The 25,300-nt window shown below is 69.3% G+C and carries 23 protein-coding genes; 10 read left to right on the top strand and 13 right to left on the bottom strand.

What is annotated here, in order from left to right; all coding sequences use genetic code 11:
• Positions 1-17 precede the first annotated feature (17 nt).
• The 3 genes from CCK91_RS17510 to topA all read right to left on the bottom strand — a co-directional run bounded on the left by CCK91_RS17510 (position 18) and on the right by topA (position 4,924).
• Positions 18-1,151, bottom strand: coding sequence for a DNA polymerase III subunit delta' (locus CCK91_RS17510; RefSeq protein WP_085512408.1), 1,134 nt, complete (start codon positions 1,149-1,151; stop codon positions 18-20).
• A gap of 285 nt (positions 1,152-1,436) precedes the next feature.
• Positions 1,437-2,072 (bottom strand): dTMP kinase, encoded by a 636-nt coding sequence (tmk, locus tag CCK91_RS17505; protein WP_086475087.1) that lies wholly within the window; start codon positions 2,070-2,072, stop codon positions 1,437-1,439.
• On the bottom strand, positions 2,069-4,924 hold the full coding sequence (gene topA, locus CCK91_RS17500; RefSeq protein ID WP_086475138.1) for a type I DNA topoisomerase: 2,856 nt from the start codon (positions 4,922-4,924) through the stop codon (positions 2,069-2,071). The genes tmk and topA overlap by 4 nt, the downstream gene beginning before the upstream one ends.
• 161 nt (positions 4,925-5,085) lie before the next feature.
• On the opposite strand from topA, the gene CCK91_RS17495 reads away from it, so the two are divergent.
• Entirely contained in the window at positions 5,086-5,331 is a 246-nt protein-coding gene (locus tag CCK91_RS17495) for a hypothetical protein (RefSeq protein ID WP_064294660.1), read from the top strand.
• A gap of 19 nt (positions 5,332-5,350) precedes the next feature.
• On the opposite strand, the gene CCK91_RS17490 is transcribed toward CCK91_RS17495, so the two are convergent.
• From CCK91_RS17490 to CCK91_RS17480, 3 genes are read right to left on the bottom strand one after another with little or no spacing between them, the layout of a single operon-like run.
• Entirely contained in the window at positions 5,351-5,773 is a 423-nt protein-coding gene (locus CCK91_RS17490; protein ID WP_086475086.1) for an Rv3654c family TadE-like protein, read from the bottom strand.
• Complete coding sequence (locus CCK91_RS19750) at positions 5,770-6,081, bottom strand: TadE family type IV pilus minor pilin (RefSeq protein ID WP_165767083.1); 312 nt, start codon at positions 6,079-6,081, stop codon at positions 5,770-5,772. Before CCK91_RS19750 ends, CCK91_RS17490 begins: the two co-directional genes overlap by 4 nt.
• A gap of 45 nt (positions 6,082-6,126) precedes the next feature.
• Positions 6,127-6,339: a DUF4244 domain-containing protein gene (locus CCK91_RS17480; protein WP_086475084.1), complete on the bottom strand. Its 213-nt coding sequence runs from the start codon at positions 6,337-6,339 to the stop codon at positions 6,127-6,129.
• Positions 6,340-6,514: 175 nt separating this feature from the next.
• Here CCK91_RS17480 and CCK91_RS17475 point away from each other — a divergent pair, with 175 nt between their 5' ends.
• On the top strand, positions 6,515-6,865 hold the full coding sequence (locus tag CCK91_RS17475) for a PadR family transcriptional regulator (RefSeq protein WP_086475083.1): 351 nt from the start codon (positions 6,515-6,517) through the stop codon (positions 6,863-6,865).
• Entirely contained in the window at positions 6,862-7,425 is a 564-nt protein-coding gene (locus CCK91_RS17470) for a hypothetical protein (RefSeq protein WP_242664594.1), read from the top strand. Before CCK91_RS17475 ends, CCK91_RS17470 begins: the two co-directional genes overlap by 4 nt.
• 45 nt (positions 7,426-7,470) lie before the next feature.
• Here CCK91_RS17470 and CCK91_RS17465 read toward each other — a convergent pair whose 3' ends face one another.
• The 3 genes from CCK91_RS17465 to CCK91_RS17455 all read right to left on the bottom strand — a co-directional run bounded on the left by CCK91_RS17465 (position 7,471) and on the right by CCK91_RS17455 (position 10,757).
• Positions 7,471-8,535, bottom strand: coding sequence for a type II secretion system F family protein (locus CCK91_RS17465; RefSeq protein ID WP_086475082.1), 1,065 nt, complete (start codon positions 8,533-8,535; stop codon positions 7,471-7,473).
• Entirely contained in the window at positions 8,532-9,566 is a 1,035-nt protein-coding gene (locus tag CCK91_RS17460; protein WP_086475081.1) for a TadA family conjugal transfer-associated ATPase, read from the bottom strand. The genes CCK91_RS17465 and CCK91_RS17460 overlap by 4 nt, the downstream gene beginning before the upstream one ends.
• A 111-nt stretch (positions 9,567-9,677) precedes the next feature.
• The gene (locus tag CCK91_RS17455) at positions 9,678-10,757 is read right to left on the bottom strand and encodes a LacI family DNA-binding transcriptional regulator (RefSeq protein ID WP_369821913.1); all 1,080 of its coding nucleotides are present in this window, start codon (positions 10,755-10,757) and stop codon (positions 9,678-9,680) included.
• A gap of 150 nt (positions 10,758-10,907) precedes the next feature.
• Between CCK91_RS17455 and uriH the strand changes: the two genes are divergently transcribed.
• The 3 genes from uriH to CCK91_RS17440 are packed head-to-tail and all read left to right on the top strand — an operon-like array spanning position 10,908 to position 13,988.
• The gene (uriH, locus tag CCK91_RS17450; RefSeq protein ID WP_079003118.1) at positions 10,908-11,855 is read left to right on the top strand and encodes a uridine-preferring nucleoside hydrolase UriH; all 948 of its coding nucleotides are present in this window, start codon (positions 10,908-10,910) and stop codon (positions 11,853-11,855) included.
• Positions 11,852-13,054, top strand: a complete 1,203-nt coding sequence (locus CCK91_RS17445) for an MFS transporter (protein ID WP_369821912.1) — start codon at positions 11,852-11,854, stop codon at positions 13,052-13,054. Before uriH ends, CCK91_RS17445 begins: the two co-directional genes overlap by 4 nt.
• 10 nt (positions 13,055-13,064) lie before the next feature.
• Positions 13,065-13,988: a ribokinase gene (locus tag CCK91_RS17440; protein ID WP_207568254.1), complete on the top strand. Its 924-nt coding sequence runs from the start codon at positions 13,065-13,067 to the stop codon at positions 13,986-13,988.
• A gap of 43 nt (positions 13,989-14,031) precedes the next feature.
• On the opposite strand, the gene CCK91_RS17435 is transcribed toward CCK91_RS17440, so the two are convergent.
• Together CCK91_RS17435 and CCK91_RS17430 are read right to left on the bottom strand one after the other, a co-directional pair.
• Positions 14,032-14,829, bottom strand: a complete 798-nt coding sequence (locus tag CCK91_RS17435; RefSeq protein WP_086475080.1) for a hypothetical protein — start codon at positions 14,827-14,829, stop codon at positions 14,032-14,034.
• The gene (locus CCK91_RS17430) at positions 14,826-15,470 is read right to left on the bottom strand and encodes a SatD family protein (protein ID WP_086475079.1); all 645 of its coding nucleotides are present in this window, start codon (positions 15,468-15,470) and stop codon (positions 14,826-14,828) included. Before CCK91_RS17430 ends, CCK91_RS17435 begins: the two co-directional genes overlap by 4 nt.
• Before the next feature lie 411 nt (positions 15,471-15,881).
• On the opposite strand from CCK91_RS17430, the gene acs reads away from it, so the two are divergent.
• On the top strand, positions 15,882-17,873 hold the full coding sequence (gene acs / locus CCK91_RS17425; protein ID WP_086475078.1) for an acetate--CoA ligase: 1,992 nt from the start codon (positions 15,882-15,884) through the stop codon (positions 17,871-17,873).
• Positions 17,874-17,949: 76 nt separating this feature from the next.
• Here the strand turns inward: acs and CCK91_RS17420 are convergent, their stop codons facing one another.
• Positions 17,950-18,420, bottom strand: a complete 471-nt coding sequence (locus tag CCK91_RS17420; RefSeq protein ID WP_086475077.1) for a RidA family protein — start codon at positions 18,418-18,420, stop codon at positions 17,950-17,952.
• Between the two features lie 22 nt (positions 18,421-18,442).
• The gene (locus CCK91_RS19745) at positions 18,443-18,598 is read right to left on the bottom strand and encodes a hypothetical protein (RefSeq protein ID WP_162852301.1); all 156 of its coding nucleotides are present in this window, start codon (positions 18,596-18,598) and stop codon (positions 18,443-18,445) included.
• 108 nt (positions 18,599-18,706) lie between these two features.
• On the opposite strand from CCK91_RS19745, the gene CCK91_RS17415 reads away from it, so the two are divergent.
• The 3 genes from CCK91_RS17415 to CCK91_RS17405 all read left to right on the top strand — a co-directional run bounded on the left by CCK91_RS17415 (position 18,707) and on the right by CCK91_RS17405 (position 24,858).
• Positions 18,707-21,058: a transglycosylase domain-containing protein gene (locus CCK91_RS17415; RefSeq protein WP_086475076.1), complete on the top strand. Its 2,352-nt coding sequence runs from the start codon at positions 18,707-18,709 to the stop codon at positions 21,056-21,058.
• 121 nt (positions 21,059-21,179) lie between these two features.
• The gene (locus tag CCK91_RS17410; RefSeq protein WP_086475075.1) at positions 21,180-23,735 is read left to right on the top strand and encodes a transglycosylase domain-containing protein; all 2,556 of its coding nucleotides are present in this window, start codon (positions 21,180-21,182) and stop codon (positions 23,733-23,735) included.
• A 148-nt stretch (positions 23,736-23,883) separates the two neighbouring features.
• On the top strand, positions 23,884-24,858 hold the full coding sequence (locus tag CCK91_RS17405) for a metallophosphoesterase (protein WP_242664593.1): 975 nt from the start codon (positions 23,884-23,886) through the stop codon (positions 24,856-24,858).
• Positions 24,859-25,300 lie beyond the last annotated feature (442 nt).

Genomic DNA, 25,300 nt, shown 5'->3' with positions numbered 1-25,300 from the left:
GAAGTCATAGAGGCTCCCTACCGGACCGCCGACACGAGCATGGCCTCCAAGGCCAGCGCCGGGGCGACGTTCCCTTCGATTCGTGTGCGGGCGACGGAGATCGCCTCCAAGGTTTCGATCGTAACCGCAGGCGTCGTCCGGCGAGCGGCTTCCTCGAGTTCCGGACGCAATTCACGGTTGATGATCGTGGCGTCGTGCCCCAGCTGCAGGAGCACGATGTCGCGGTACAGCGAGAGCAGGTCGACCATGATCCGGTCGAGCCCGTCGCGCAGGCTGCGGGTGGCGCGCCGCTTCTGGTCCTCCTCCATCGCCCGCACCTGCGAGCGGAGGGCCGGTGGGACCGATTGACCGGGCTCGACGCCGAGTGAGCGCAGGGTGCTCTCGCGCTCGGCCTCGTCGCGGAGCGAGGTGTACGCCTTCGCGTCATCGCCCGCCAGCTCGAGGAGGCGGCCAGCGGTGACGACAGCCTGGCCGGCACTGCGGATGTCGAGCACGGCACGGAGCGTGGACTCACGGCGCTGCCGTGCGCCGGGGTCGGTCGCGAGGCGGTGGGCCATGCCGACGTGGCTCTGCGCCTCACGGGCGGCACGCTCGGCGAGGTCGGGCGCCACACCGTCGCGCCGTTCCAGCAGCTCGGCGACGTCGTCGATGGTGGGGACGCCGAGGCGGACCGAGCGGACGCGCGACCGGATGGTGGGCAACAGGTCGGCCTCGCTCGGCGCGCACAGCACCCAGATCGTGCTGCTCGGCGGTTCCTCGAGCGACTTCAAGAGCAGGTTGGAGGTGCGCTCGGTCATGCGGTCGGCGTCCTCGACGACCATGACGCGGAAGCGACCGACGGACGGCGCGCGGTAGGCGTTGCGGACGAGGTCGCGGACCTCGTCGATCGTGATGATGACGCGATCGGTACTCAGTGCGGAGAGGTCGGGATGGGTGCGCGCCTCCACCTGACGACGGGTGACGTCGTCGCCCCCGGGCTCACGACTGAGCAGCGCGGCGGCGAACGCGTAGGCGAGGGTCGACCGGCCGGAACCGGGCGGCCCGGTGATCAGCCAGGCGTGGGTGAGGCCCTTGGGCGTGACCGGGTCCGACGCCGACTGGAGGAGCTCGATCGCGTCGCGTTGACCCGTCAAGTCGGTCCAGGAAGCCATACGTCTACGATACCGGGCGGTACCGACCTGAGCCGGCGGGGTGCGTGCCGGTCACTGCGCCGAACCACGGCCACTGAACCGACCCACGGTCACTGAGCTTGTCGAAGTGCAGACCACACACGCTCGCCCTTCGACAGGCTCAGGGACCGGAAGGGTGCGCCCTTCGACAGGCTCAGGGACCGGAGGGGTGCGCCCTTCGACAGGCTCAGGGACCGGAGGGGTGCGCCCTTCGACAGGCTCAGGGACCGGAGGGGTGTGCGCTCAGAGGAGCGGGATGGTGTGCGCTCAGAGGAGCGGCGCGATGCGAGCCTGGATGTCGGCGGCGAGCTGCTCAGGTGGGAGCGCAGCGTCGACGACGAGGAACCGCTCGGCCTCCGCGGCCGCGAGGGCGAGGAACGACTCCCGCACCCGGGTGTGGAAGTCCTGCGCCTCGGCCTCGAGCCGGTCGAAGCGCTTGTTGGCGTTGTCGAGACGACCGCGCGCGACCGCGACGTCCAGATCGAGGAGCACGGTCACGTCGGGCAGGAGGTCTTCGGCAGCCCAGAGGGAGATGCCGCGGATCTGCTCGGCGTCGAGCACGCGCCCGCTGCCCTGATAGGCGACCGACGAGTCGAGGTACCGGTCCTGCAGGACGACCTCGCCCCTCGCGAGGGCCGGGCGCACCACGGTGGCGATGTGGTGAGCGCGGTCCGCCGCGTAGAGCAGGGCCTCGGCACGCGGGCTGATGTCGCCTCGGTGATGCAGCACGATCTCGCGGATCTCGACACCGAGCTCACTGCCGCCCGGCTCGCGAGTCCGGACGACCGTCCGCCCCTGCTGCTCGAACCAGTCGCTCAGGAGTCGCGCCTGCGTCGACTTCCCGACACCGTCGCCGCCCTCGAGGGTGATGAACAGGCCCCGAGGGCGTCCTCCCCCGCTCACGTGACGGCGTCGGCCTTCGCCGCAGCCGCCTTGTTCGCAGCACGGGTCGCGGCAGCCTTCTTCGCCGCTTCCGAACGGGCGGTCGACGTGGCAGTCGCGGACTTCGTGGCAGCCGTCTTGGCGGCCCCCGTCTTCGCCGCGGGTGTCTTCTTGGCCGGAGCCTTCTTCGCGGGTGCCTTCTTCGCGGGAGCCTTGCGACCGGCCTTCGGCTTCGCCGGGCCCTTCGCACGCTTGTCCGCGAGGAGCTGGACCGCTCGCTCGAAGTCGACGTCGTCGACCTCCTCGCCACGAGGGATCGTCGCGTTGGTCACGCCGTCCGTCACGTAGGCGCCGAAGCGGCCGTCCTTGATCTTGATCGGTTTGCCGCTCTCGGGGTCGGCCTCGAACTCCTTGAGGGCGCTCGACGCCTTCCGGGCTCCGTACTTGGGCTGTGCGAACAGCTCGATAGCGCCAGGAAGGTCGACCGCGAAGATGTCGTCCTCGGAAGTGAGCGACCGGGTGTCGGTGCCCTTCTTCAGGTACGGACCGTAGCGACCGTTCTGCGCGAGGATCTCCTCACCCGACTCGGGGTCGGCACCGACGACCCGCGGCAGGTCGAGGAGCTTGAGCGCGGTCTCGAGGTCGATGGTCGCGAGGTCCATCGACTTGAAGAGCGACGCGGTGCGGGGCTTCTCGGCCGCCGCCTTCTTCTTGGCGGGGGCCTTCTTCTTGGCACCCGCAGCAGGCTCGGTCACCTCGCCGGTCGCCGTGTCGACGGAGAGCTCCGCCTCGGGCTCCGGGTCGACCTCGGTGATGTACGGGCCGAAGCGTCCGTCCTTCGCGACGATCTCCTTGCCGGTCGTCGGGTTCACGCCGATGACGCGATCGCCGACGACGGGTGCGTCGATGAGCTCGTGCGCCTTCGCGGGCGTCAGCTCGTCGGGCGCGAGGTCCTCGGGAAGGTTGACCCGACGCGGCGTCGGGGCTTCCTCTCCCTCGGCCGGCGGCGGACCGTCGGGCGTGACCTCGAGGTACGGGCCGTACTTGCCGATGCGGAGCGTGACGCCGTCGTCGATGACGATCGAGTTGATGCGGCGGGCGTCGATGTCGCCGAGGTTGTCGATGACCTGACGCAGGCCGCGACCCGAGTCGTCGCCGAAGTAGAAGCCCTTGAGCCAGTCGACGCGGTCGACCGAGCCGCCGGCGATCCGGTCGAGGTCGTTCTCCATCTCAGCAGTGAAGTCGTACTCGACGAGCTCCTCGAAGTACTCCTCCAGGAGACGGACGACGCTGAACGCCACCCAGCTCGGGATGAGCGCCTGGCCGCGCTGCGTCACGTAGCCGCGGTCGATGATCGTGGAGATGATCGATGCGAACGTGGACGGACGGCCGATACCGAGCTCCTCGAGCCGCTTCACCAGGCTGGCCTCGGTGTAGCGCGGGGGCGGCGAGGTCTCGTGCCCCTTCGCCTCCGGGTCCTCGATACCGAGCTGCTGGCCTTCGGTGAGGGGCGGCAACTTCGCCTCGGACGCGTCGTCCTGCGAATTGCGGTCCTCGTCCTGACCCTCTTCGTAGGCGGCGAGGAAGCCGCGGAAGGTGATGACGGTGCCGGAAGCGGTGAACTCGGCGCGGCCCGCGTCGGTCTTCGACTCGAGCGTGATCGTCGCGGTGGAGCCCTTCGCGTCGGCCATCTGGCTTGCGACGGTGCGCTTCCAGATCAGGTCGTACAGCTTGAAGTCGTTGCCGCGGAGCGTCGAGGCGAGCGAGGACGGCGTGCGGAAGGTGTCGCCCGAGGGGCGGATCGCCTCGTGCGCCTCCTGCGCGTTCTTGCTCTTGCCGCTGTAGAGGCGAGGCTTGTCGGGCACCGTCTCGGCACCGTAGAGGGCAGCAGCCTGCTTCCGGGCCGCGTCGATCGCCTGCTTGCTCAGCGAGGGCGAGTCGGTACGCATGTACGTGATGTAACCGTTCTCGTACAGCGACTGCGCGACACTCATCGTCTGGCGAGCGGAGAACCGGAGCTTGCGACCGGCCTCCTGCTGGAGCGTGGAGGTCGTGAAGGGAGCCGCCGGCCGGCGGGAGTACGGCTTGGACTCGACGGAGAGGACGGTCGCCTTGGACTGCTCGAGTGCTGCGGCGAGCGCCGTGGCCCGCTGTTCGTCGAGCGGGACGGCACTGCCCTTGAGCTGTCCGAGGTCGTCGAAGTCGCGGCCGGTGGCGACGCGGTCGCCGTCGAGCCGGACGAGACGTGCGGTGAAGGGCGCTCCGGTGGCGTCGGCTTCGGGGAGGAAGCGGGCGATGACGTCCCAGTAGGAGGCGGCGCGGAAGGCGAGGCGCTCGCGCTCCCGGTCGACGACGAGTCGGGTGGCGGCGGACTGCACGCGTCCGGCGCTCAGTCCGGGGCCGACCTTGCGCCAGAGCACGGGCGAGATCTCGTACCCGTACAGACGGTCGAGGATCCGGCGGGTCTCCTGGGCGTCGACGAGGTCGGTGTCGAGGGGCCGCGTCTTGTCCTTCGCGGCGAGGATGGCGTCCTTGGTGATCTCGTGGAAGACCATGCGGCTGACGGGGACCTTGGGCTGCAGGACCTGCAGGAGGTGCCACGCGATGGCCTCGCCTTCGCGGTCCTCATCAGTCGCGAGGAGGAGTTCGTCGGCGTTCTTGAGCGCGCGCTTGAGGTCCGCGACGGTCTTCTTCTTCGCGTCGGAGACGACGTAGTACGGCTCGAAGCCGTTGTCGACGTCGACCGAGAACTTGCCGAGCGAGCCCTTCTTGAGCTCGGCGGGAAGGTTCTTCGGCTCGATGAGGTCGCGGATGTGACCGACCGAGGACAGCACCTCGTAGTCGTCACCGAGATATCCGGCGATCGACTTCATCTTGGTCGGTGACTCTACGATCACGAGTTTCTTGCCTGCCACGAGGCTCCTTCCATCAGGCACACCATACACACGTGCACAGCAGGCTTGTCCAATCGTGGGGAGGCCACGCGCGTGTCCATCCCCTTGCGTTCTGCGGCGTTCGGAGCAGAATGTCTGCCATGAGTACCCAGACGAGTTACACCGTGAAGTTGACCGACGGTCCACTGGAGGGCAAGACGATCAGCGCCCGACTCAGCGACCACGGATCACCGACGCCCACCGTCGACGTGCCGAGCGGCACCGCCGGCAAGGTCTACCGGTACGCCCGGACGACCGGCGAGGAGTACGACGACTCCGGTGCCCCGAGCGCCGTCGACTACCGCTTCCTGGAGGCGGTCTTCACGACCGACTCCGGTCAGGGCTGACCGTTCGCGCCGCTACCTCTTAATAGGTGGCGGTCACGGGCACCCCGACGACTTCACCGGACGCCTCCGGAGGAGGTCCGGCTCTCGCGGCGACCGTGATGGCGCCGAAGGCCGTGTCGACAGTGGCGTCGACGAGGACGGTGACGCCCTCCACACTGCAGGTGCCGAGCGACGCGTCATTGCGCGCCGCGACCATGCGAGCAGTTTCGCAGGGGAAGCCTGGGAGACGGCCGGACGCGGTGTCGGCTGCCGCCAACGCGGCTGCGTCGGCCGCATTCGCCGCTCGCTGATGAGCGGCGAACAGCGTCGCGACGGGCAGAATCGCCAGGAGGACGGCGACCAGGGCGCCGAGGATGCCTGCCGCGAGAACCGACCCGGCCCCGCTCTCCTCCTGGATCCCGTCCTTCGCGCGGAGGACCAGGAGGCGCCACCTCACGCTCATCGGCCGCCGCCCATGGCGCAGGAGGATGCGGACACCGGGATGACGCCGGCGAGGCCGGATCCGCCCACCGCGTCGACGCGCACGCAGACGAGGTCGCCCTCCACGCCGCTCGTCATGGTCGCCCCTGGGAGGACGCGCGCGACCCGACCCGCCGCGGTCCCGGCGTCGTCGCCTCGCCCCAGGCTCCGGGCGGCGTCCGCCGCCGCGTCGGTCGCGCGGAGCTGGGTCAGCCCCACCTGCACCGCGGAGAGCCCCATCGCCAGCACGAGGACGACGGCCGGCACGACCACTGCGAACTCCGCCGTCACCGCGCCGTGCTCCGAACGCCATGTCGGAACCTTCAGCCGCACGACTCAACCGTTCGCCGTCAGGGCTCGTCGGATGAGGTCGGTGAGGATGCCCCGCACCTCGTCTCCGCGAAGGATGGCGACGAGGAGTCCTGCGAACCCGACGGCCGCCATCGTGGCCACCGCGTACTCCGCCGTGGCGGATCCCCGTTCGTCCTGCAGGACGCGCCGCACCTCGCGCGTGATGCTCTGCTCGACTCGACGACCGATCGTGATCATGATGTTCCTTCCCCGCACCGGAGTGCTGCGCTCGTGGCACGAACACCTCCATGTTCGGCGAACGCGTCCAGCTACGCGCGGGCGGAGCCGACGACGGCGACAGGCCGGGTCGACAGGTCGGTTGTGGAGCGAACTCGCCTTGCACCCAGCGGCTATTCATGCTTGAGTAATAGTCATGGATGAACAGTTGGCGGTACGCGACTCGCAACTCCTCCGGGGCGTGTTGCCGATGCTCATCCTGTCCACCGTGCACCGCGGCGAGACCTACGGGTACGAGCTCGTCGAACGACTCCGAGCCCTCGGCCTGGCCGACCTGGCGACCGGCGTCGTGTATCCGGTCCTCAGCCGGTTCGAACGAGACGGACTGGTGACCGCACGTCGGGTCGCCTCCTCGGGCGGCCCAGCACGGAAGTACTACGCGATCACCGAACGAGGAGACGCGGCGAGGCTCGACGCCATCGCCCGTTGGAGGGCGATGACCGACATCGCCGAACGAGGAATCGACCCTGAAGGAGCATCAGCATGATCGATCAGAAGCGCCCCACAGCGGACGACCTGCTCGCCGAGCGCGCTGCACGCGGACTGAGCCTCGCGGACCGCTGGCGACGTGACTCGTACCTGCAGCGCCTCGACTGGCACCTCGAGGCCGTGGTCACGGGGCGGGAACGCCGCTCGATCATCCGGTCGCTCCGAGACGAACTCTCGGTCGATCAGCGACCGATGACGATCGCCCTGGCTGACCTCGGCTCACCACGCGCCCTGGCCGCCCGCTACGCCGACGACCCGGCCCGCTTGCGACCGACCTGGTCGATCGGGATCATCTGGGGCGGTGTCGCGATCCTCGCCTACTGGTTCTCGTTCGCCCTGTTCACCCTCGGGATGCTCTCGGTGGTCGAGCAGTCGACGCTCGATGAAGCGCACGCACGGTTCTTCTTCGTCGACGTACTCGCCTTCGCCGACGAGGACGGCATCGGCGTTGGCTGGTCCGGCGACGTCGCGTGGATCCTCGTGCCGATCGTGATCATCGCCATCGCCGTGCTCATCGGAGCACGCTGCTGGCGCGCACTCCCACGCTCCCGCGGCTGAAGCAGTCCCGCGACGGAAGCAGGCAGTTCGGCGTCGACCGGATCGTCAGAACCCGAGCGTCGTCCAGGTGATGACGCTGAGGAGGAGCGGAGCCACACCGACGAGGAGGAAGGCCGGCAGGATGCAGACCCCGAGCGGGATCATGAGGCGGGTCGCGAGGATCGCTGCAGCACGCTCGCCATCGGACCGCGCCTGATCACGCTGCTGCTCCGCCTCGCTACGCAGCAGCTCACCGGCGGGGATGCCCGCCCTGGCCGACAGGGCGAGGACGCTCGTGATCGTGGCACCGTCGTAGGGGACGGCGAACCGCTCGCACGCTTCCTCGACGATCGACCGGGCCGCCGGCGCCGCTCCCCCACCCGCCATCGCCACCGCGACGAGGTCGAGCGACAACCCCGGTGCGGGGTCGCGCCTGCCCGCCCGCGCACTGAGCGCCGAACTCCAGCGCGCGCCGAGGATGAGGAACGCCACACCGGCCGCGAGACAGCAGAGCCCAGGAGGCGTCGCGAAGAGCGTCCGCAGCGTGTCGAAGCCGAGGGCCATCCCGAGGAGGACGGCGACGAGCGGCAACCAGAGCACCAGCCTCGCGGTCGCGGACGGCCCGGCGAGCGCCGTGCCGACGTCGCGACCGATGCGGTCCAATTCGCGCAGCGACCCGGCGAGGTCCCGCAGACAGACACCGAGTGGTGCACCGCTGATCGCAGCGACCTGCCAAGCGGCGGCCAGGCCCGCCCAGGCCGTCCGGGCGCCAGCACCCGTCTCCTGATCAGCGATGGCGGCGATCGCCGCCGGCAGATCGCCGCCACGCGCTGCAGCATCGGCCACCGCTGACAACACCGCCGCGTCGGCCCGATGATCCCTCGTCGGGCAGGCTTCATCGTCCGGTTCACCCGTCGCGAGGCCGACGGACACCGCTGCTGATCGGGTCCGCGCATCGGCGTCGGCCTCCAGAGCGAGATGCTTCCAGGCGCTGCCGGGTGCGACGCCGGCACCCAGCAGCACGGCCAGACGACGGGTGGTGCGCGCCACGCGGGCGGGACCGTCGTCATCGGGTGGGGCCGCGCCGGGAAGCGCCGCGATCACCCGCCGCAGGACCCGCAGCCGGCTCACGGCAACTCCTCGACCGAGAGGCGGTCGTGTTCGTCGATCAGGAGACGGCCGACGGCGACCACCTGCCGTCCGACGGGAAGTCGCGCCAGGTGCACGATGAGTCCGATGGCACTCGTCGCCTGACGGGCGACGGCCTCCTGACTCATACCGGCGAGCGCACCGAGCGCCTCCAATCGGGCGGGAACGTCGGTCACGGAGTTCGCGTGGAGGGTTCCGGCACCACCGTCGTGCCCGGTGTTGAGCGCCGACAGCAGCTCGCGCACCTCGGGCCCGCGGCACTCGCCGAGGACGAGCCGGTCGGGGCGCATGCGGAGGGCTTCGCGCAGCAGGCGCTCGAGGTCGATGCCGCCGGCCCCCTCCAGGTTGGCCTGGCGCGACTGCAGCGCGACGACATGGGGATGGAGGATCCGCAGCTCCGCGACGTCCTCGATCACGACGAGCCGCTCGGCGGGTGAGGCGAGGCCGAGCAGTGCGCCGAGCAGCGTCGTCTTCCCGGAGCCGCCCGCGCCGGTGATGAGGATGTTCGTCCGGGCGGCGACCGCGTCGCGCAGCAGCTCGGCGACCGCCGCAGGGAACATCCCGGCGGCCTGCAACGCATCGAACCCCAGCGCTTCGTCCCGCGGCACCCGGATGGACAGGAGCGTCCCCCGGGTCGACACCGGCGGTAACACCACGTGGACCCGCACCCCGTCCTGCAGACGCACGTCGACACACGGCGTCGCCTCGTCGACATGCCGCCCGCCTCTCGCCACCAGACGGACCGCGAGCGCACGGATGGTCGCCTCGTCTGAGCGCCACCCCGCCTCGCGGACGAGCCCGGCACCGTGGTCGAGCCAGAGGCCGGACGAGCCGTTGACGAAGAGGTCGGTGACCCCCGGATCGGCGAGGTAGGGAGCGAGAGCCCCGAAGTCGGCGAGCGCCGTGACCCCGCGCGACTCGCCCGCACGCGCGGGTTCGGCGTCGACCGCCGCTTCCGGAGGGTCAGGCGGAGCGGCGTCGGGCGGGACGGAGACGACGAAGCGATCGGGCATGTGGCGAGCGTAGAAGCGCCGGCTCGAGCCGCGAGGCGCGGGGCGCGGATCCCGCGACCTCACGCATCGGACCCCGGTTGTGGAGCGGCGTCAGGCGGACATCGACCCGTGTCAGCGGCCGATCGTCGAAGCGCGGATGACGAGGTCCGCACCGATCACCGGGGCGGGTGCCACCGTCCGGCCCTCGATCCGGGCGAGGAGTTGCTCGGCGCCTGCGCGACCGAGCGCCTCGCCGGGCAACCGCACACTCGTCAACGGCGGGTCGCTCACCACCGACGACGCCAGGTCGTCGAACCCGACCACCGCGAGCTCCCCCGGCACCGGCATGCCCATCGCCCGCGCCGACTGCAGCACCCCGTACGCATGCGTGTCGGTCGCGCAGACCAGCGCGGTCACCCCGGCGTCGCGCCACCGCGGCCAGCTGTCGACGAACGCCGCGGCCGCCGCTTCGAGGTCGATGATGCTCTCCGCGCGATCGTCCGCATGCACCCGCATCCCGCGCACGGCGGCCTCACGCTCGAGCAGCAGTCGACGCAGGAGGAACGTGTCCGTCGCCGTGCGGCCGCCGAGGTACCCGAGCTGCCGGTGACCCAGGACGTGGAGGTGGTCGAGGAGTGCTCGGACACCGCCGAGGAGGTCGAAGTCGACGGAGACGGCACGACGGTCGGCGGCGACGGCCCCGGACGCGGCCTCCGCCGTCGTCGTCGGGAGGCGGGGTGCGTCGAGCAACACGAGCGCGGTGTCGAGCCGGAGCTCCTCGAGGAAGGCCTCGCTCGGCGCGTCGACCACGACCCCGGCCGGCCGGAGGGCCGCCAATCGGCCGAGCGCCGCCGCCGTGGGCACGTCGCCCTCCCCGGTCACCGACACGAGCAGCTGGTACGCGTCGCCGAGGCCGGCCCTGAGCCCGCGGATCACCGCGCCGAAGTAGGGGTTCGACGCATCCGGCGTCACGAACACGACCAGGTTGCTCGACCCGCTCGCGAGCGCCCGCGCAGCGTGGTCGGCGACGTAGCCGAGCTCCGCGATCGCCTGGCGCACCCGTTCGGCGTTCTGCGCCGACACGTGACCGGCATCCTTGCCGTTGGCGACGAGCGACACGGTCGCTACCGACGTCCCGGCCCGCTCCGCCACCATCGCCGCCGTCACACGACGGGCGGCGCGTGGCTGGAGATCGTTCGGTTCGAGGGGCACCCGTCGATCGTATCGGGGCCGCGGAACCCTGGGCCGAACGACCCGGTTTGGCGAACCTAAAGCGCTTGACGTAGGCTGCTCCCGGCGGACCTGAAGCGCTTTACGTGCCCTGTCGCCCGCTTCCCCAGCACCCCAACGATGTGGAGAACCATGCCCCGCAAGATCATCCTCGACTGCGACCCAGGCCACGACGACGCGATCGCCATCCTCCTGGCACACGGCAACCCCGAGATCGAGCTGCTCGCCGTCACGACCGTCGTCGGCAACCAGACGCTCCCGAAGGTCACCCGGAACGCCCTCGCCGTCGCCCGCATCGCCGGGATCACCGACGTGCCGTTCGCCGCCGGTGCCGACCGCCCGCTCGTGCGCCCGCTCGAGAACGCGCCGGACATCCACGGCGAATCGGGCATGGACGGCCCCGTCCTCCCCGAACCGGCGATCGCCCTCGACGACCGGCACGCCATCGACCTCATCATCGACCTCGTCATGTCGCACGAACCGGGCGAGATCACCCTCGTCCCGACCGGCGGCCTGACGAACATCGCTCTCGCAGCCCGCAAGGAGCCGCGCATCGTGGAGCGCGTCAAGGAGGTCGTCCTCATGGGCGGCGGCTACCACGTCGGCAACTGGTCGGCGGTGGCCGAGTTCAACATCAAGATCGACCCCGAGGCCGCGCACATCGTCTTCAACGAGAGCTGGCCCGTCGTCATGGTCGGCCTCGACCTCACACACCAGGCCCTCGCCACCCCGGAGGTCGTCGAGCGGATCGCCGCGATCGGCACCGGCCCGGCACGCTTCGTCGAGGAGCTGCTCGAGTTCTTCGGCACCACCTACAAAGACGCACAGGGCTTCGACAGCCCGCCCGTGCACGACCCGTGCGCCGTCGCCTACGTGATCGACCCGACGATCGTGCGCACCGTCAAGGTGCCGATCGACATCGAACTCACGGGCACGCTCACCCTCGGCATGACGGTCGCCGACTTCCGCAGCCCGGCTCCGGACGACTGCAGCACCTGGGCCGCGACCGAGCTCGACCACGCACGCTTCTGGGGCCTCGTCACCGACGCCCTCGAGAACATCGGGGAGATCGAGCTGTGAGCGACCTCCTGAGCTCCACGAAGCCCGCCGTCCGCATCGGCGCCCTCATGACGGCGTTGCTCGCCGCGTGCGTCGCCTTCCAGTTGAACGCCAGCATGCTGAGCCCCGCGCTCGTGAGCATGGCGCGTGAGCTGCAGACCGACGACGCCACCATCGGCCTGTCGCAGACCATGTTCTTCACCACGGCGGCGCTGTTCTCCGTCTTCCTCCCCCGCCTCAGCGACATCATCGGCCGGAAGCGCGTCCTGACCGGCATGCTCGTCGTCATGCTCGTCGGCACCGTCGTCGCGGCCCTCGCTGTGAACGTCGACATGCTGTTCGTCGGCCGCATCATCCAGGGCGTGTCCGGGCCGGTCGTGCCCATCACCCTGCTCATGCTGCGCGCCGAGGTCACCGACCCCAAGCGGTACGGCGCCATGATGGGCCTCATCACCGCGGTCAACGGCGGCATCGCCGGGATCGACGCCCTCGCCGGCGGATGGCTCGTCACGAACCACGGCTTCCGTTCCGTCTTCTGGACCATGGCTGTCATCGCAGCCGTCGCGATCGTCTTCGTCGTCCTGTGGGCCGCGAACTCGCAGCCTTCGAAGGGCACGAGGATGGACTGGTGGGGCGTGCTCCCGCTCGTCGTGTCGATCGCCGCACTGCTCACCGCGTTCAACGAGGCCGGCAAGCTCGCGGCGGCGGACTGGCTGCTCGTCGGCGGGTTCATCGTGGTCGCCCTCGTCGGTTGGCTCGTCGGCCCGTTCGCCGGTCGTCTCGCGCCCACGCTCGGCTACCTGAACGTGCTCCGCATCGGCCTCATCGGCAGCATCGTCTCGATCGTCATCATGGCGCTCGTCGGCGTGCACTCGCTCCCCGTCCTCATCGCGACGACCGTCCTCATCGGTGCGACGTACGCGGGCATCGGCAACATCATGCTCAACGGGCTGGGCATCGTCCTGTCACCGAAGGAGAACCCGGGCTTCCTGCCCGGGCTGAACGCGGGCGCCTTCAACCTGGGCGCCGGCCTCAGCTTCGTCGTCCTCCCCGCCGTCCAGATCGCCGTCGCGCCCGCCGGAGGGACGTCGACGGCCGGGTACACGAGTGCCATGCTGGTCGGCGCGGGCATCACCGCGGTCGCCCTGCTGGTGTCGTTCCTCATCCCGAAACCCGCGAGCGCCGAGGTCCGTCCGGCCGAGACCGCCTCGGCAGCGTAGGAAGGTCATCATGCAGAGTCCACGCATCGTCGTCGTCGGGTCCTTGAACGCGGACCTCGTCGTCCGCACGGCACGCTTCCCGCAGCCCGGGGAGACGCTCACGGGATCCGAACTGGCCGTCATCCCCGGCGGCAAGGGCGCCAACCAGGCGGTCGCCGCGGGCAGACTCGGCGGCGACGTCACCATGGTCGGCGCGGTCGGCGACGACCCACACGGGGCCCTCCTGCTCGAGTCGCTCTCGAGCTCCGGGGTCGACGTCACCCGGATCGCCCGACGTGACGACGCCGCGACGGGTACCGCGGTCATCACCGTCGACGACGCCGGGGAGAACACGATCATCGTGTCGCCCGGGGCGAACGGCACCCTCACGCAGGATCGGATCGGCGAGGCGTGGACGGCGCTCGACGGTGCCGGCGTCGCCTGCCTGTGCCTCGAGGTGCCGATCGACACCGTGCTCGAGACGGCCCGGCGGGGCGCTGCGGCCGGCGCGCTCGTGCTCCTCAACCTCTCCCCCTACGGTCCGGTGCCCGAGGAGCTCCTCCAGTCGACCGGCGTCCTGCTCGTGAACGAGCACGAGGCGGCCGACCTGGCAGGGGTCGACCCGGAGGAGGCCGGGTGGGAGGCGACCGCCACGGCGCTGCGCAGTCACGGCATCCGACGAGCCGTCGTCACGACCGGGGCCGCAGGCAGTGTCGTGATCGACGGCGAGGCCGACCCGACGTCGGTGCCGTCGCCGACGGTGGACGCCGTCGACACCACCGGCTGCGGCGACGCGTTCATGGGCGCCCTCGCGCTGCGACTCGCTGCCGGCGACGAACTCGTCGACGCGGCTCGATTCGCCTCGACCGTCGGCAGCTACGCGGCGACCGGGGCCGGCGCCCAGGCGTCGTACCCCGACCAGCAGCAGCTCGCGGCCTTCCTCGAGCAGCGATGAGGCACGGGGTCCCGCGCGAACCGATGCGGGACCCCGTGGCGCCTCACCCGGCCGCGATCACCCAGAGGTAGAGCACCGCAGCAGCGGCGATCGCCCAGCTCGTGAAGCTGCCGACGAGGAACTCCTCCGCCTTGCCGCCGACCCCGCGATCCTCGGAGATCTCCGGGAAGCGCACGATGCCCTTGGCCGCGACGAGGGCGGCGATCACCATGCCGGTGCCACTCAGCGCGAGGACGACGATGAAGACCCGTTCGAGCGGGCCGATGAGTCGGCCGCCGAGCAGCTGGGTCGTCGGACGCCGCGGCACGCCGCCCTGCTCGACGCTCCCCCATTCGCGACCGCGGATCTTGACCGTCCAAGCGGAGGCGGGCGTCGCGGTCGGTTGCGGCTCATCGTCCTCACGCGCGCGGCGCAGCGACGCCCGCACGATGAGGTTGCTGCTCCGCGTGAGGAAGACGAGCGTGGATCCGGCTGCGACGGCGAGGGCCAGGGGCACCTCCTGCAGCACGCCGAGGTCGAACCCCGCGTACACCTGCGCTGCGGGGCTGTCGGCTGTCCCGCCCGCACCGAACACGAGTGCGGAGGCGACGACGAGGAGACCGAGCAGGAGCACGGGCCAGAGTCCGCGTGGTCGCGAGGTGTCCGAGGACGGCATGGCCACGATCCATCCGAGGGCGACGAGGGCGGTCAGCGTCGGCCACCACCAGTCGAGCCCGAGGCCCGACACGGCGAGCAGCCAGACCACCACCAGCCCGACCGCCGGCGACCAGCGCGGGCCGCGGATCAGTCCACGACAGATGTCGACGACCCCGATCATGAGCAGCAGGACGGCCGTGGTCATCGAGTCGGCGCTCCGGCGAGCAGGTCGAGGGCCGAGACGAGCGCGGCGCCGCCCGATCGTTGCAGGTTCTGCGACACCGCGGACTGCGAGATGCCGACGTCGGCCGCCATCGACTCCTGCGATCGGCCGAGGAGCGCGCCCGCGGCGAGCTGTCGCTGTCGGGGGTTCCGCATCTGATCGATCGTGTGGTCGCGCAAGGTGAGGAGTGCGTTCACGATGGCGTCTCCGTCCTGGGGCGCTTCGCCCTCGAACCACGATCGCAGGTACGGCTGACGTTTGTCCTCCCGACGATGCGCCTCGTCGATGGCGGCTCGGGCCCGCCACCAGGCGGAGCCGTCCTGGATGATGGCGTCCTGCCCGGCGTCGATGTCCGTGACTTCGCCCCAGCCGAGGCCGAACCGGCAGTCGACCCCCTCGGGGAACAGGAGCCGCGCGAGGGTGGTGGCCCGCAGCGCGGTCGCGACGTCCGCGTACACGACCTGGAACTCGTCGCCGACCGTGGGACGCAGCGGCTGCTCGGCCTGCCAGGTGGCCTCCACCTGGAGGAAGACGTCCTGGATCGCGCGTTGAGCGCGGTTGCGATCGTCGAGACGGCGGGAACCGACGATGTCGACGACGACGGCCAGCACGAGATCGGTCATGTCAGAAGCATAGAGCTGATAGTGGCAGAACTATAAGCAATATTCCGATGATCGACCTCGGCCGCCTGCAGCCGGCGCCGGAGACAGAAGAAGGCGGCACCCATTGGGGGGAATGGGTGCCGCCTCTACAGTGCCGGATTGGGGGGAATCGCTGGCACTGCATGCACGAATGTGTATTCGGCCGGGTCCAAGTGTACGCCAGTCGACGGTGAACACAAGCACTCAGACGACCCCAGATCGAGTGGTTTCCCTACCATGCCCAGATCATTCACAGACTGGGCCAACGAGTTTGTTCGGATGAGTGACAAATCCGCAACCGAGAACGCGCTACGCTCGTGCATGGCACGGACTCGACCCGCCTCGGCAGGTCGGGTCAGGAACGCGGATTCGCAAGGGAGCGAGACACACACGATGAGCACTCAGATCGACAGCCTGCTGCACGAAGACCGACGATTCCCACCGTCGGAGGAGTTCGCCGCGCAGGCGATCGCCAGCGCCGAGCTCTACGAGCGGGCGTCGAGTGACCGGCTCGCCTTCTGGTCCGACCAGTCCCGCGAGCTCCTCACGTGGAGCAAGCCGTTCACGAAGACCCTCGACTGGTCGAACCCTCCCTTCGCGACCTGGTTCGACGACGGCGAGCTGAACGTCGCCTACAACTGCCTCGACCGGCACGTCGAAGCCGGCAACGGCGACCGCGTCGCCCTCCACTGGGAGGGCGAGCCCGGCGACACCCGCACGATCACCTATGCCGAGCTCACGGCCGAGGTCAAGCGCGCGGCCAACCTGTTCACCAGCCTCGGCGTCGAAGCCGGCGACCGGGTCGCCATCTACCTGCCGATGATCCCGGAGGCGATCGTCTCGATGCTCGCCGTCGCGCGCATCGGCGCGGTCCACTCGGTCGTCTTCGGCGGGTTCAGCGCCGACAGCCTGCGCTCCCGCATCGACGACGCGGAGGCCAAGCTCGTCATCACCGCCGATGGCGGGTACCGCAAGGGCAAGGTCTCCGCGCTCAAACCCGCCGTCGACGCGGCACTCGCGAGCCGCGGCGAGCTGCCCGAGCAGGCGACCGTGGACCACGTGCTCGTCGTCCGTCGCGGCGAGAACGAGGTCGACTGGACGGCCGGGCGCGACCTCTGGTGGCACGAGGCCATCGCCGACGCCGAACCCGAGCACGAGGCGCAGCCCTTCCCCGCCGAGCAGCCGCTCTTCATCCTCTACACCTCCGGCACCACCGGGAAGCCGAAGGGCATCCTGCACACCTCGGGCGGCTACCTGACGCAGACGGCGTTCACCCACAAGAACGTCTTCGACCTGCACCCCGAGACCGACGTGTACTGGTGCACGGCCGACATCGGTTGGATCACCGGTCACAGCTACGTCACCTACGGACCCCTCGCGAACGGCGCGACGCAGGTGCTCTACGAGGGAACGCCGGACGCCCCACACCCGGGACGCTGGTGGGAGATCATCGAGAAGTACGGCGTGAGCATCTTCTACACCGCTCCGACGGCGATCCGCTCCTTCATGAAGCTCGGTCGCAAGATCCCGAAGCAGTTCGACCTGTCGTCGCTCCGCCTGCTCGGCTCGGTGGGTGAGCCCATCAATCCCGAGGCGTGGATGTGGTACCGCAAGATCATCGGCAACAAGGTCGCGCCGATCGTCGACACCTGGTGGCAGACGGAGACCGGGGCGATCATGGTGTCGGCCCTCCCCGGTGTGACGTCGACCAAGCCCGGCAGCGCGCAGGTCCCGATCCCGGGCATCGCCATCGACGTCGTCGACGACGCCGGTGACGCGGTCGGTGCCGGCGGCGGCGGACTCCTGGTCGTGACCGAGCCCTGGCCGTCGATGCTGCGCGGCATCTGGGGCGACCCCGAGCGGTTCAAGGAGACCTACTGGGAGAAGTTCTGGAACGTCGAGGGCGGCCCGTTCTACTTCGCCGGCGACGGCGCCCGACTCGACTCGGACCGCGACGTCTGGCTGCTCGGCCGTGTCGACGACGTCATGAACGTCTCCGGGCACCGACTCTCGACCGCTGAGATCGAGTCGGCACTCGTCGCCAACGAGATGGTGGCCGAGTCCGCCGTGGTCGGTGCGGCCGACGAGACCACCGGGCAGGCGGTCGTCGCCTTCGTCATCATCAAGGAGTCCCACCTCGAGCAGGCGTCCGGACTCGCGGACATCACCGGGGCGCTCCGCAGCTGGGTCGGCGAACAGATCGGTCCGATCGCCCGCCCACGGGAGGTCTACCTCGTGAACGAACTGCCGAAGACGCGCTCGGGCAAGATCATGCGCCGTCTCCTCCGCGACGTGGCCGAGGGCCGCGAGGTGGGCGACACCACGACGCTCGCCGACACGACGGTCATGCAGATCATCACCGACAAAATGGTGAAGAGCACGTAACCCGACGTTCCAAGCACGAGAGCCGGACGGAATCAGTCATTCCGCCCGGCTCTCGTGCATGTGGCGCGGGGAGGCGCTACGCGAACTCGACGATGAGCTCCACCTCGACGGGCGAGTCGAGCGGGAGCACGGCGACGCCGACGGCGGATCTGGCGTGCACGCCGAGATCGCCGAAGATCTCGCCGAGGACCTCTGACGCACCGTTGATGACACCGGGCTGGCCGGTGAACGCCGGGTCGGAGGCGACGAAGCCGACGACCTTCACAATGCGGGTGACGCGGTCGAGCGAGCCGATCTGGCTCTCCACCGCGGCGAGCGCGTTGAGCGCGCACGTCCGGGCGTACGCCTTGGCGTCGGCGGGCGAGACGAGTCCGTCGCCCTCACCGACCTTGCCGGTGGCGGGGAGCTTGCCGTCGGTCATGGGCAGCTGGCCCGAGGTGAAGACGTGGTCGCCTGAGACCACCGCCGGAATGTAGGCGGCGACGGGCGGGACGACGGTGGGCAGGGTGATACCGAGCTCGGCGAGTCGGTCGGCGATCTGGGACATGGGGGTTCCTCCGGGCGTCGGGTCAGTCGGCGATGGGGCGCTTGAGGTAGGCGACGAGCCCACCCTCCGGACCGGTGACGACCTGGACGAGCTCCCAACCCTCCCCGCCCCAGTTGTTCAGAATGGCAGCCGTGTTGTGGATCATCAACGGCGTGGTGAGGTACTCCCAGCGGGTCATGTCTCTCCTCGATCGGGCGCTCCGCACGGAGAGGCGGACGCGCAGGGGATCTTCATGGCGAGCCCCAAGTGAAGCTCGCTCACAGTTTCCCCGCTTACCTTCGATCCTATGCCTGAACCACGTACCCCCGCGAAGACGGTCGCGCAGAGCGTCCTCGGCTTCGTCGGCTTGAGCGTCGCCGCCGGTGTCCTCGCCACCGCCGCAGTCACCCCTGCCATCGCGATGACCGGCCTCGCCACCTCCACGGGCATCTCCGTCTTCGACGGCCTCCCCGACTACCTCCAACTCGACTCGCTCGCGCAGAAGTCGAGCATCTACGCCAAGGACTCCGCCGGCAACCCGGTGCTGCTCGCGTCCTTCTACGACCAGAACCGCATCGAGGACAGCTGGGACCAGATCTCCCAGTTCGCCAAGGACGCGGCGGTCTCGGCTGAGGACCCCCGCTTCTTCGAGCACGGTGGCATCGACCTCGCGGGCACCGTCCGCGCGGTCGTCAACAACGCCGCCGGAGGATCGACGCAGGGTGGCTCCTCCATCACCCAGCAGTACGTGAAGAACGTCCTGGTGCAGAAGGCCGAGGCGATCCCCGACAAGAAGGAGAGCGACGCGGCCTACGAGGAGGCGACCGCGACGACCCCGGAGCGCAAGCTCAAGGAGATGCGGCTCGCGATCGGGCTCGAGAAGACCTACGGCAAGGAGGACATCCTCCGCGGCTACCTCAACATCTCCGGCTTCGGGGGACGCGTCTACGGCATCGAGGCCGCGTCCAACTACTACTTCAACACCACGGCGGCGAACCTCACGCTGGAGCAGGCTGCGACGCTGCTGGCCATCGTCAACAACCCCGAGAACCTCAGGATCGACAAGCCCGACAGCGCCGACAACGGCGCGGCGAACGGCTACGCCCTGACGAAGGCGCGACGCGACTACGTGCTCGATCAGATGCTCAAGGAGCAGAAGATCTCCCAGGAGCAGCACGACGCCGCGGTGGCGATCCCGATCACCCCGACGATCGTGCCTCCTATCACCGGCTGTTCCGCGGCCGGGTCGTCCGCCTACTTCTGCGACTACGTGACCCAGGTGCTGCAGAACAACGAGATCTTCGGCGCGACGCAGGACGAACGGTGGACGAACTTCAAGCGTGGCGGGTACAGCGTCTTCACGACCCTCGACCTCGACCTCCAGAACGCCTCGCAGGCCGCGATCGACGAGTACGTGCCGAAGACCACGACGGAGCTCGACCTCGGTGCCGTTTCGGTGAGCGTGCAACCGGGGAGCGGGCGGATCCTCGCGATGGCCCAGAACAAGGACTACTCGCAGGACCCCGACGTCCTCGCGACCGGCGCCAACTACAGCGCGATCAACTACAACACCGATCAGGCGTACGGCGGTTCGGGTGGCTTCCAGCCCGGTTCGACGTACAAGATCTTCACGCTGACGGACTGGCTGAAGTCGGGCAAGGGCGTCAACGAGTCGATCAACGCCAACCGGAGATCCGACTGGGGCACCTTCACCAACAGTTGCGTGCCGGGCGGGACGGAACAAGCCGAGGCCGGGTGGAGTCCGCGGAACGACGAGGGCGAATCCGGGTCCTACACCGTAAGACGCGCCACGCAGCAGTCGATCAACACCGCGTTCATCGCGATGGCACAGGAACTCGACCTCTGCGACATCAGCAAGACCGCCGAGTCGATGGGCGTGCACCGTGCCGACGGCGCGCCACTGAACAACTCCCCCGCGACCGTGCTCGGCACCAACGAGGTCGCTCCGCTGAGCATGGCGACCGCCTTCGCGACGCTCGCCGCCGGCGGCAAGACGTGCGACCCGATCGCGATCGACTCGATCACGAAGCCCGACGGCTCAACCGCCGAGGTCCCTTCCGCCAACTGCCGTCAATCCGTCGATGCGAAGGTTGCGGCGGCCGCTGACGACGTGCTCCAGGGCGTCGTGACCAACGGTACGGCTTCAGAGTCGGGGAACCGAACCCGCGGTGATGGTGAGCTCATCGGCAAGACAGGGACCACCGACAACGCCGAGGCGACCTGGATGAGCGGCGCGAGCACGACCGTAGCGACGGTCGTCGGCACCTTCAACGTCAGCGGGCACGTCAACCTCCGCGACACCTACATCGGCGGCACCCAGGTGGCGTCCATGCGGCACTACATCTGGCCGGCGGTCATGTCGGCCGCGCTCGCCAAGTACCCGGGCGGCGACTTCCCCGAAGCCGATCGAGCCACGCTGCAGGGCGACGGTTCCGGCGGCAGCGACGAGGACTCGACCCCCGCCCCGACGCCCACGTCCGACCCGACGCAAGCCCCGAGCGAGGCACCGACACCGGCGCCGGGCGACGGCGGGGACACCGATGGGACCGGCGAGGACGGCGGGCCTGCAGCCCCGGGGAACGGTAATGGGAACGGCGGCGGTGCCGGGAACGGCAACGGGAACGGCTCACCCGGGTGATCGGATGCGGCTGCCGGACACTTCGTCCCCGGCAGCCGCAGACCATCGCGCGGCGGCAACGATCCGGTTTCAACGCGGCGCTGAGCGGGCCTTTTTCAGGATTGTCGCTTAGCATCGATCCATGCCTCAACAACATCGCACGGCCACCGGTGTGCTCGGCGGCTTCCTCGGCTTTCTCGGGCTGAGCGTCGCAGCGGGTGTCCTCGTCACCGCCACCATCACGCCGGCGCTCGCTGTCACCGGGATGGCGACCAACAGCACGATCAACATCTTCGACGGCATCCCCGACTACCTGGGCCTCGACGAGCTGGCGCAGAAGTCGAGCATCTACGCGACCGACAGTGCCGGAACCCCGCAGCTGCTCGCGTCCTTCTACCAGCAGAACCGCATCGAGGTCGGCTGGGACCAGATCAACCAGTTCGTCAAGGACGCCGCGGTGTCCGCTGAAGACCCGCGCTTCTACGAGCACGGTGGCGTCGACCTCACGGGTACCATCCGCGCCGTCGCGATCAGCGCGACCGGCCGCGACCTGCAGGGTGGTTCGTCCATCACCCAGCAGTACGTGAAGAACGTGCTCGTGCAGAAGGCCGAAGCGATCACCGACGAGGCCAAGATGAAGGCCGCGTACGAAGAGGCGACGAAGGCGACCCCGGAGCGCAAGCTCAAGGAGATGCGCATGGCCATCGGCCTCGAGAAGCGCTACGGCAAGCAGGACATCCTGCGCGGCTACCTCAACATCGCCGGCTTCGGCGGCCGCACCTACGGCATCGAGGCTGCGGCCAACTACTACTTCGCGACCTCCGCCGCCAACCTCACCCTCGAGCAGGCCGCTGCACTGATGGCGATCGTGAACAACCCGGAGACCCTGCGTCTCGACCGTCCGGAGAGCGAGACGAACGGCGCGGCGAACGGCTATGCGCTCACCCTCGAACGCCGGAACTACGTCCTCGATCAGATGATCAAGGAGAGCAAGATCACGCAGGCGCAGTACGACGCCGCGATCGTGACGGCGATCACGCCCACCATCAACCCGGCGAGCACGGGTTGCCAGACGGCGGTCAACGTCAGCCCTGGCGCCGGATTCTTCTGCGACTACGTCACACGCGTGTTCCAGAACAACCCGATCTTCGGCGCCACCGAGGATGAGCGCTGGGCGGCCTTCAACCGTGGCGGCTACAGCGTGTTCACGACGCTCGACCTCGATCTTCAGGCCGCGGCGCAGAATGCGGTCGACGAGTACATCCCGAAGGTCAGCGAACAGCTCGACATCGGCGCAGTCGGGGTCACGGTTCAGCCAGGCACCGGCCGCATCCTCGCGATGGCGCAGAACAAGGACTACTCGAACGACCCCGACGTCCTGGCCACCGGAGCGAACTTCTCTGCAGTCAACTACAACACCGACGAAGAGTACGGCGGCTCGACCGGCTTCCAACCCGGATCGACGTACAAGACCTTCACGCTGGCCGAATGGCTCAAGGAGGGTCACGGCCTGAACGAGGGCGTCGACGGACGCAAGCGCTCCCCTTGGGGCACGTTCAAGGACTCGTGCGCCGACGGCGGCACCGTCTACGCCGGGTCCGACTGGAACCCCGGCAACGACGAGGGCGGTAACGGCGGCCAGTACACGGCAGCACAGTCCACCAAGGCGTCGATCAACACCGGCTTCATCGCGATGGCGAAGCAGCTGGACCTCTGCGGCATCCGCAAGACCGCCGAAGCCATGGGGGTCCACCGCGCAGACGGTACTCCGCTGGTGCAGACCCCGGCGACCGTGCTCGGCACGAATGAGATCGCTCCGCTCAGCATGGCGACCGCCTTCGCGAGTTTCGCTGCGGGTGGAATCACCTGCGACCCGATCGCGATCGATCGCGTCGTGAAGCCCGACGGCACCGAGATCCCCGTACCTGCGGCGAACTGTCGCCAGGGACTCGAGACGAACGTGGCTGCGACGGCGAACGTCGCGCTCCAGTCGACGTTCTCCGGCGGCGGAACCGCCGTCAGCTCGCGCATCGGCGACGGTATCCCGCTCATCGGCAAGACCGGCACGACCGACAACAACGAAGCCACCTGGATGAGCGGTGCGAGCACCAAGGCTGCCACCGTGGTCGGCGTCTTCAACGCGAGCGGGCACGTGAACCTGCGCCGGACCTACTTCAGCGGAACGCAGGTAGCGGTGCTGCGTCACGAGATCTGGCCGAAGATCATGGCTGTTGCCAACGCGAAGTTCGGCGGCGACGCGTTCGGTGAAGCGGACCCGTCGCTCATCAACGGCCAGTCGGTGCAGGTGCCGGACGTCGCTGGGAAGACGATCGAGGAAGCGCAGAAGCTCCTCGAGGACGCAGGGTTCGGCTTCGCGAACGGCGGCGCCGGCGACTCTGCACTGCCAGCAGGCCAGGCCGCAAGCACGAACCCGTCGGGCACGGTGCCGAAGGGTTCCATCGTGACCGTGTACACCAGCAACGGCCTCCTGGCGACCGTCCCCGACGTGAGCGGCGCCGCGACGTACGACGAGGCGAAGGCGGCCCTCCAGGGTGCCGGCTTCGCGAACGTCGGCCAGAAATGCGTGGTCGATCCCGCGGCGACGACCCCGAAGGTGACCGGCGTCGATCCACCGGCCGGTACGGCGGCGCGCAAGGACGGCAAGGTGACGGTGACGGTCTCCAAGACCAGCTGTTAGCGTCCTGACGCCAGCATGGAGGGCCCGATCGGATTCGATCGGGCCCTCCGTCGTCTGTGCGGGGACCGCTCCGGGCGTCTTCGGAGGGGCCAGCGGGTACGCTCGTGGGACGGTCGGCACCACTCTGCGACCGAGGAGGAGACGATCGATGGCGGCACCCATGAGCACCGGCGGCAGACTCGGAACGGCAGCGGCCGTCGCGGCAGGGCTCGGGGCCCTCACCTTCGGGTACGCGTCGGTCATCGAGCGCAACGCGTTCACGCTGCGCCGGGTGACCGCCCCGGTCCTCCCACACGACGCCGAGCCGATCACCGTGCTGCACCTGTCCGACCTCCACATGGCGCCCTGGCAGCGCCGGAAGCAGGCCTGGCTGCGGTCGCTGGCGGATCTCCGGCCGGACGTCGTGATCAACACGGGCGACAATCTGGGACACGAGCAGGGCATCGACGGGATCCGGGCTGCGCTCTCGGTGTTCGCCGGGATTCCGGGGGCGTTCGTGCACGGCTCGAACGACTACTACGGGCCGTCTGCGAAGAACCCCTTCAAGTACTTCACACAGACCTCCTCGAAGCACGTCTCCCCGACGACCCTCGACACTGGCGCGCTCGAGCGGTTCTTCATGGACGAACTCGGCTGGATCGACCTCAACAACGCGGTCGGTGAGATCTCGGTCCGCGGGACCCGCCTCGACCTGTTCGGCGTCGACGACCCGCACAAGCACTTCGACCGCCTGGACACGCTCACGGCGCTCATCGACGAACGGTTGGACGCGGAGACGTTGGAGACCGACGACCCGTCGCTGGCGCACACCGTGACCGTGGGCGTGATGCACGCTCCGTATCGGCGCGTGCTCGACGCGTTCGTGACGCAGGGGGCGCAGTTCATCTTCGCGGGGCACACCCACGGCGGCCAGGTCTGTGTGCCGGGCTACGGGGCACTCGTGACGAACTGCGACATCCCTCGCAAGCAGGTGAAGGGGCTCAGCGTCTGGCGTCATGCCCTCCGCTCGGCGTACCTGAACGTCTCGGCGGGTGTCGGGACGTCCATCTATGCGCCCGTGCGCTTCGCCTGTCGGCCGGAGGCGTCGCTCGTGACGCTCCTCCCCCGTCGCACGGTGGTCTGACCGGGGCCGACTGCCCTTCGACAGGCTCAGGGACCGGGACCCCCGGGACCGAGCGCCCTCCGCCGGTCACTGAGCGCCCTCCGCCGGTCACTGAGCTTGTCGAAGTGCTGCCCTTCGACAAGCTCAGGGACCGAGACCCCCGGTGGTGGCTGCCCTTCGACAGGCTCAGGGACCGGGACCCCCGGCGGTGGCCGCCCTTCGACAGGCTCAGGGACCGAGACCCCCGGGACCGAGCATCCTCCGCTGGTATCGAGCGCCCTCCGCCGGTCACTGAGCGCCCTCCGCCGGTCACTGAGCTTGTCGAAGTGCTGCCCTTCGACAAGCTCAGGGACCGAGACCCCCGGTGGTGGCCGCCCTTCGACAGGCTCAGGGACCGGGACCCCCGGAGAAACAGAGAAGCCCGGCGGATACTTGCGTATCTGCCGGGCTTGTACTGTCGGGG

This window comes from Plantibacter elymi (nom. nud.) (assembly GCF_900177795.1).
Taxonomy (GTDB): Bacteria; Actinomycetota; Actinomycetes; order Actinomycetales; family Microbacteriaceae; genus Plantibacter; species Plantibacter elymi.
This window is presented reverse-complemented; position numbering and strand designations above follow the sequence as displayed.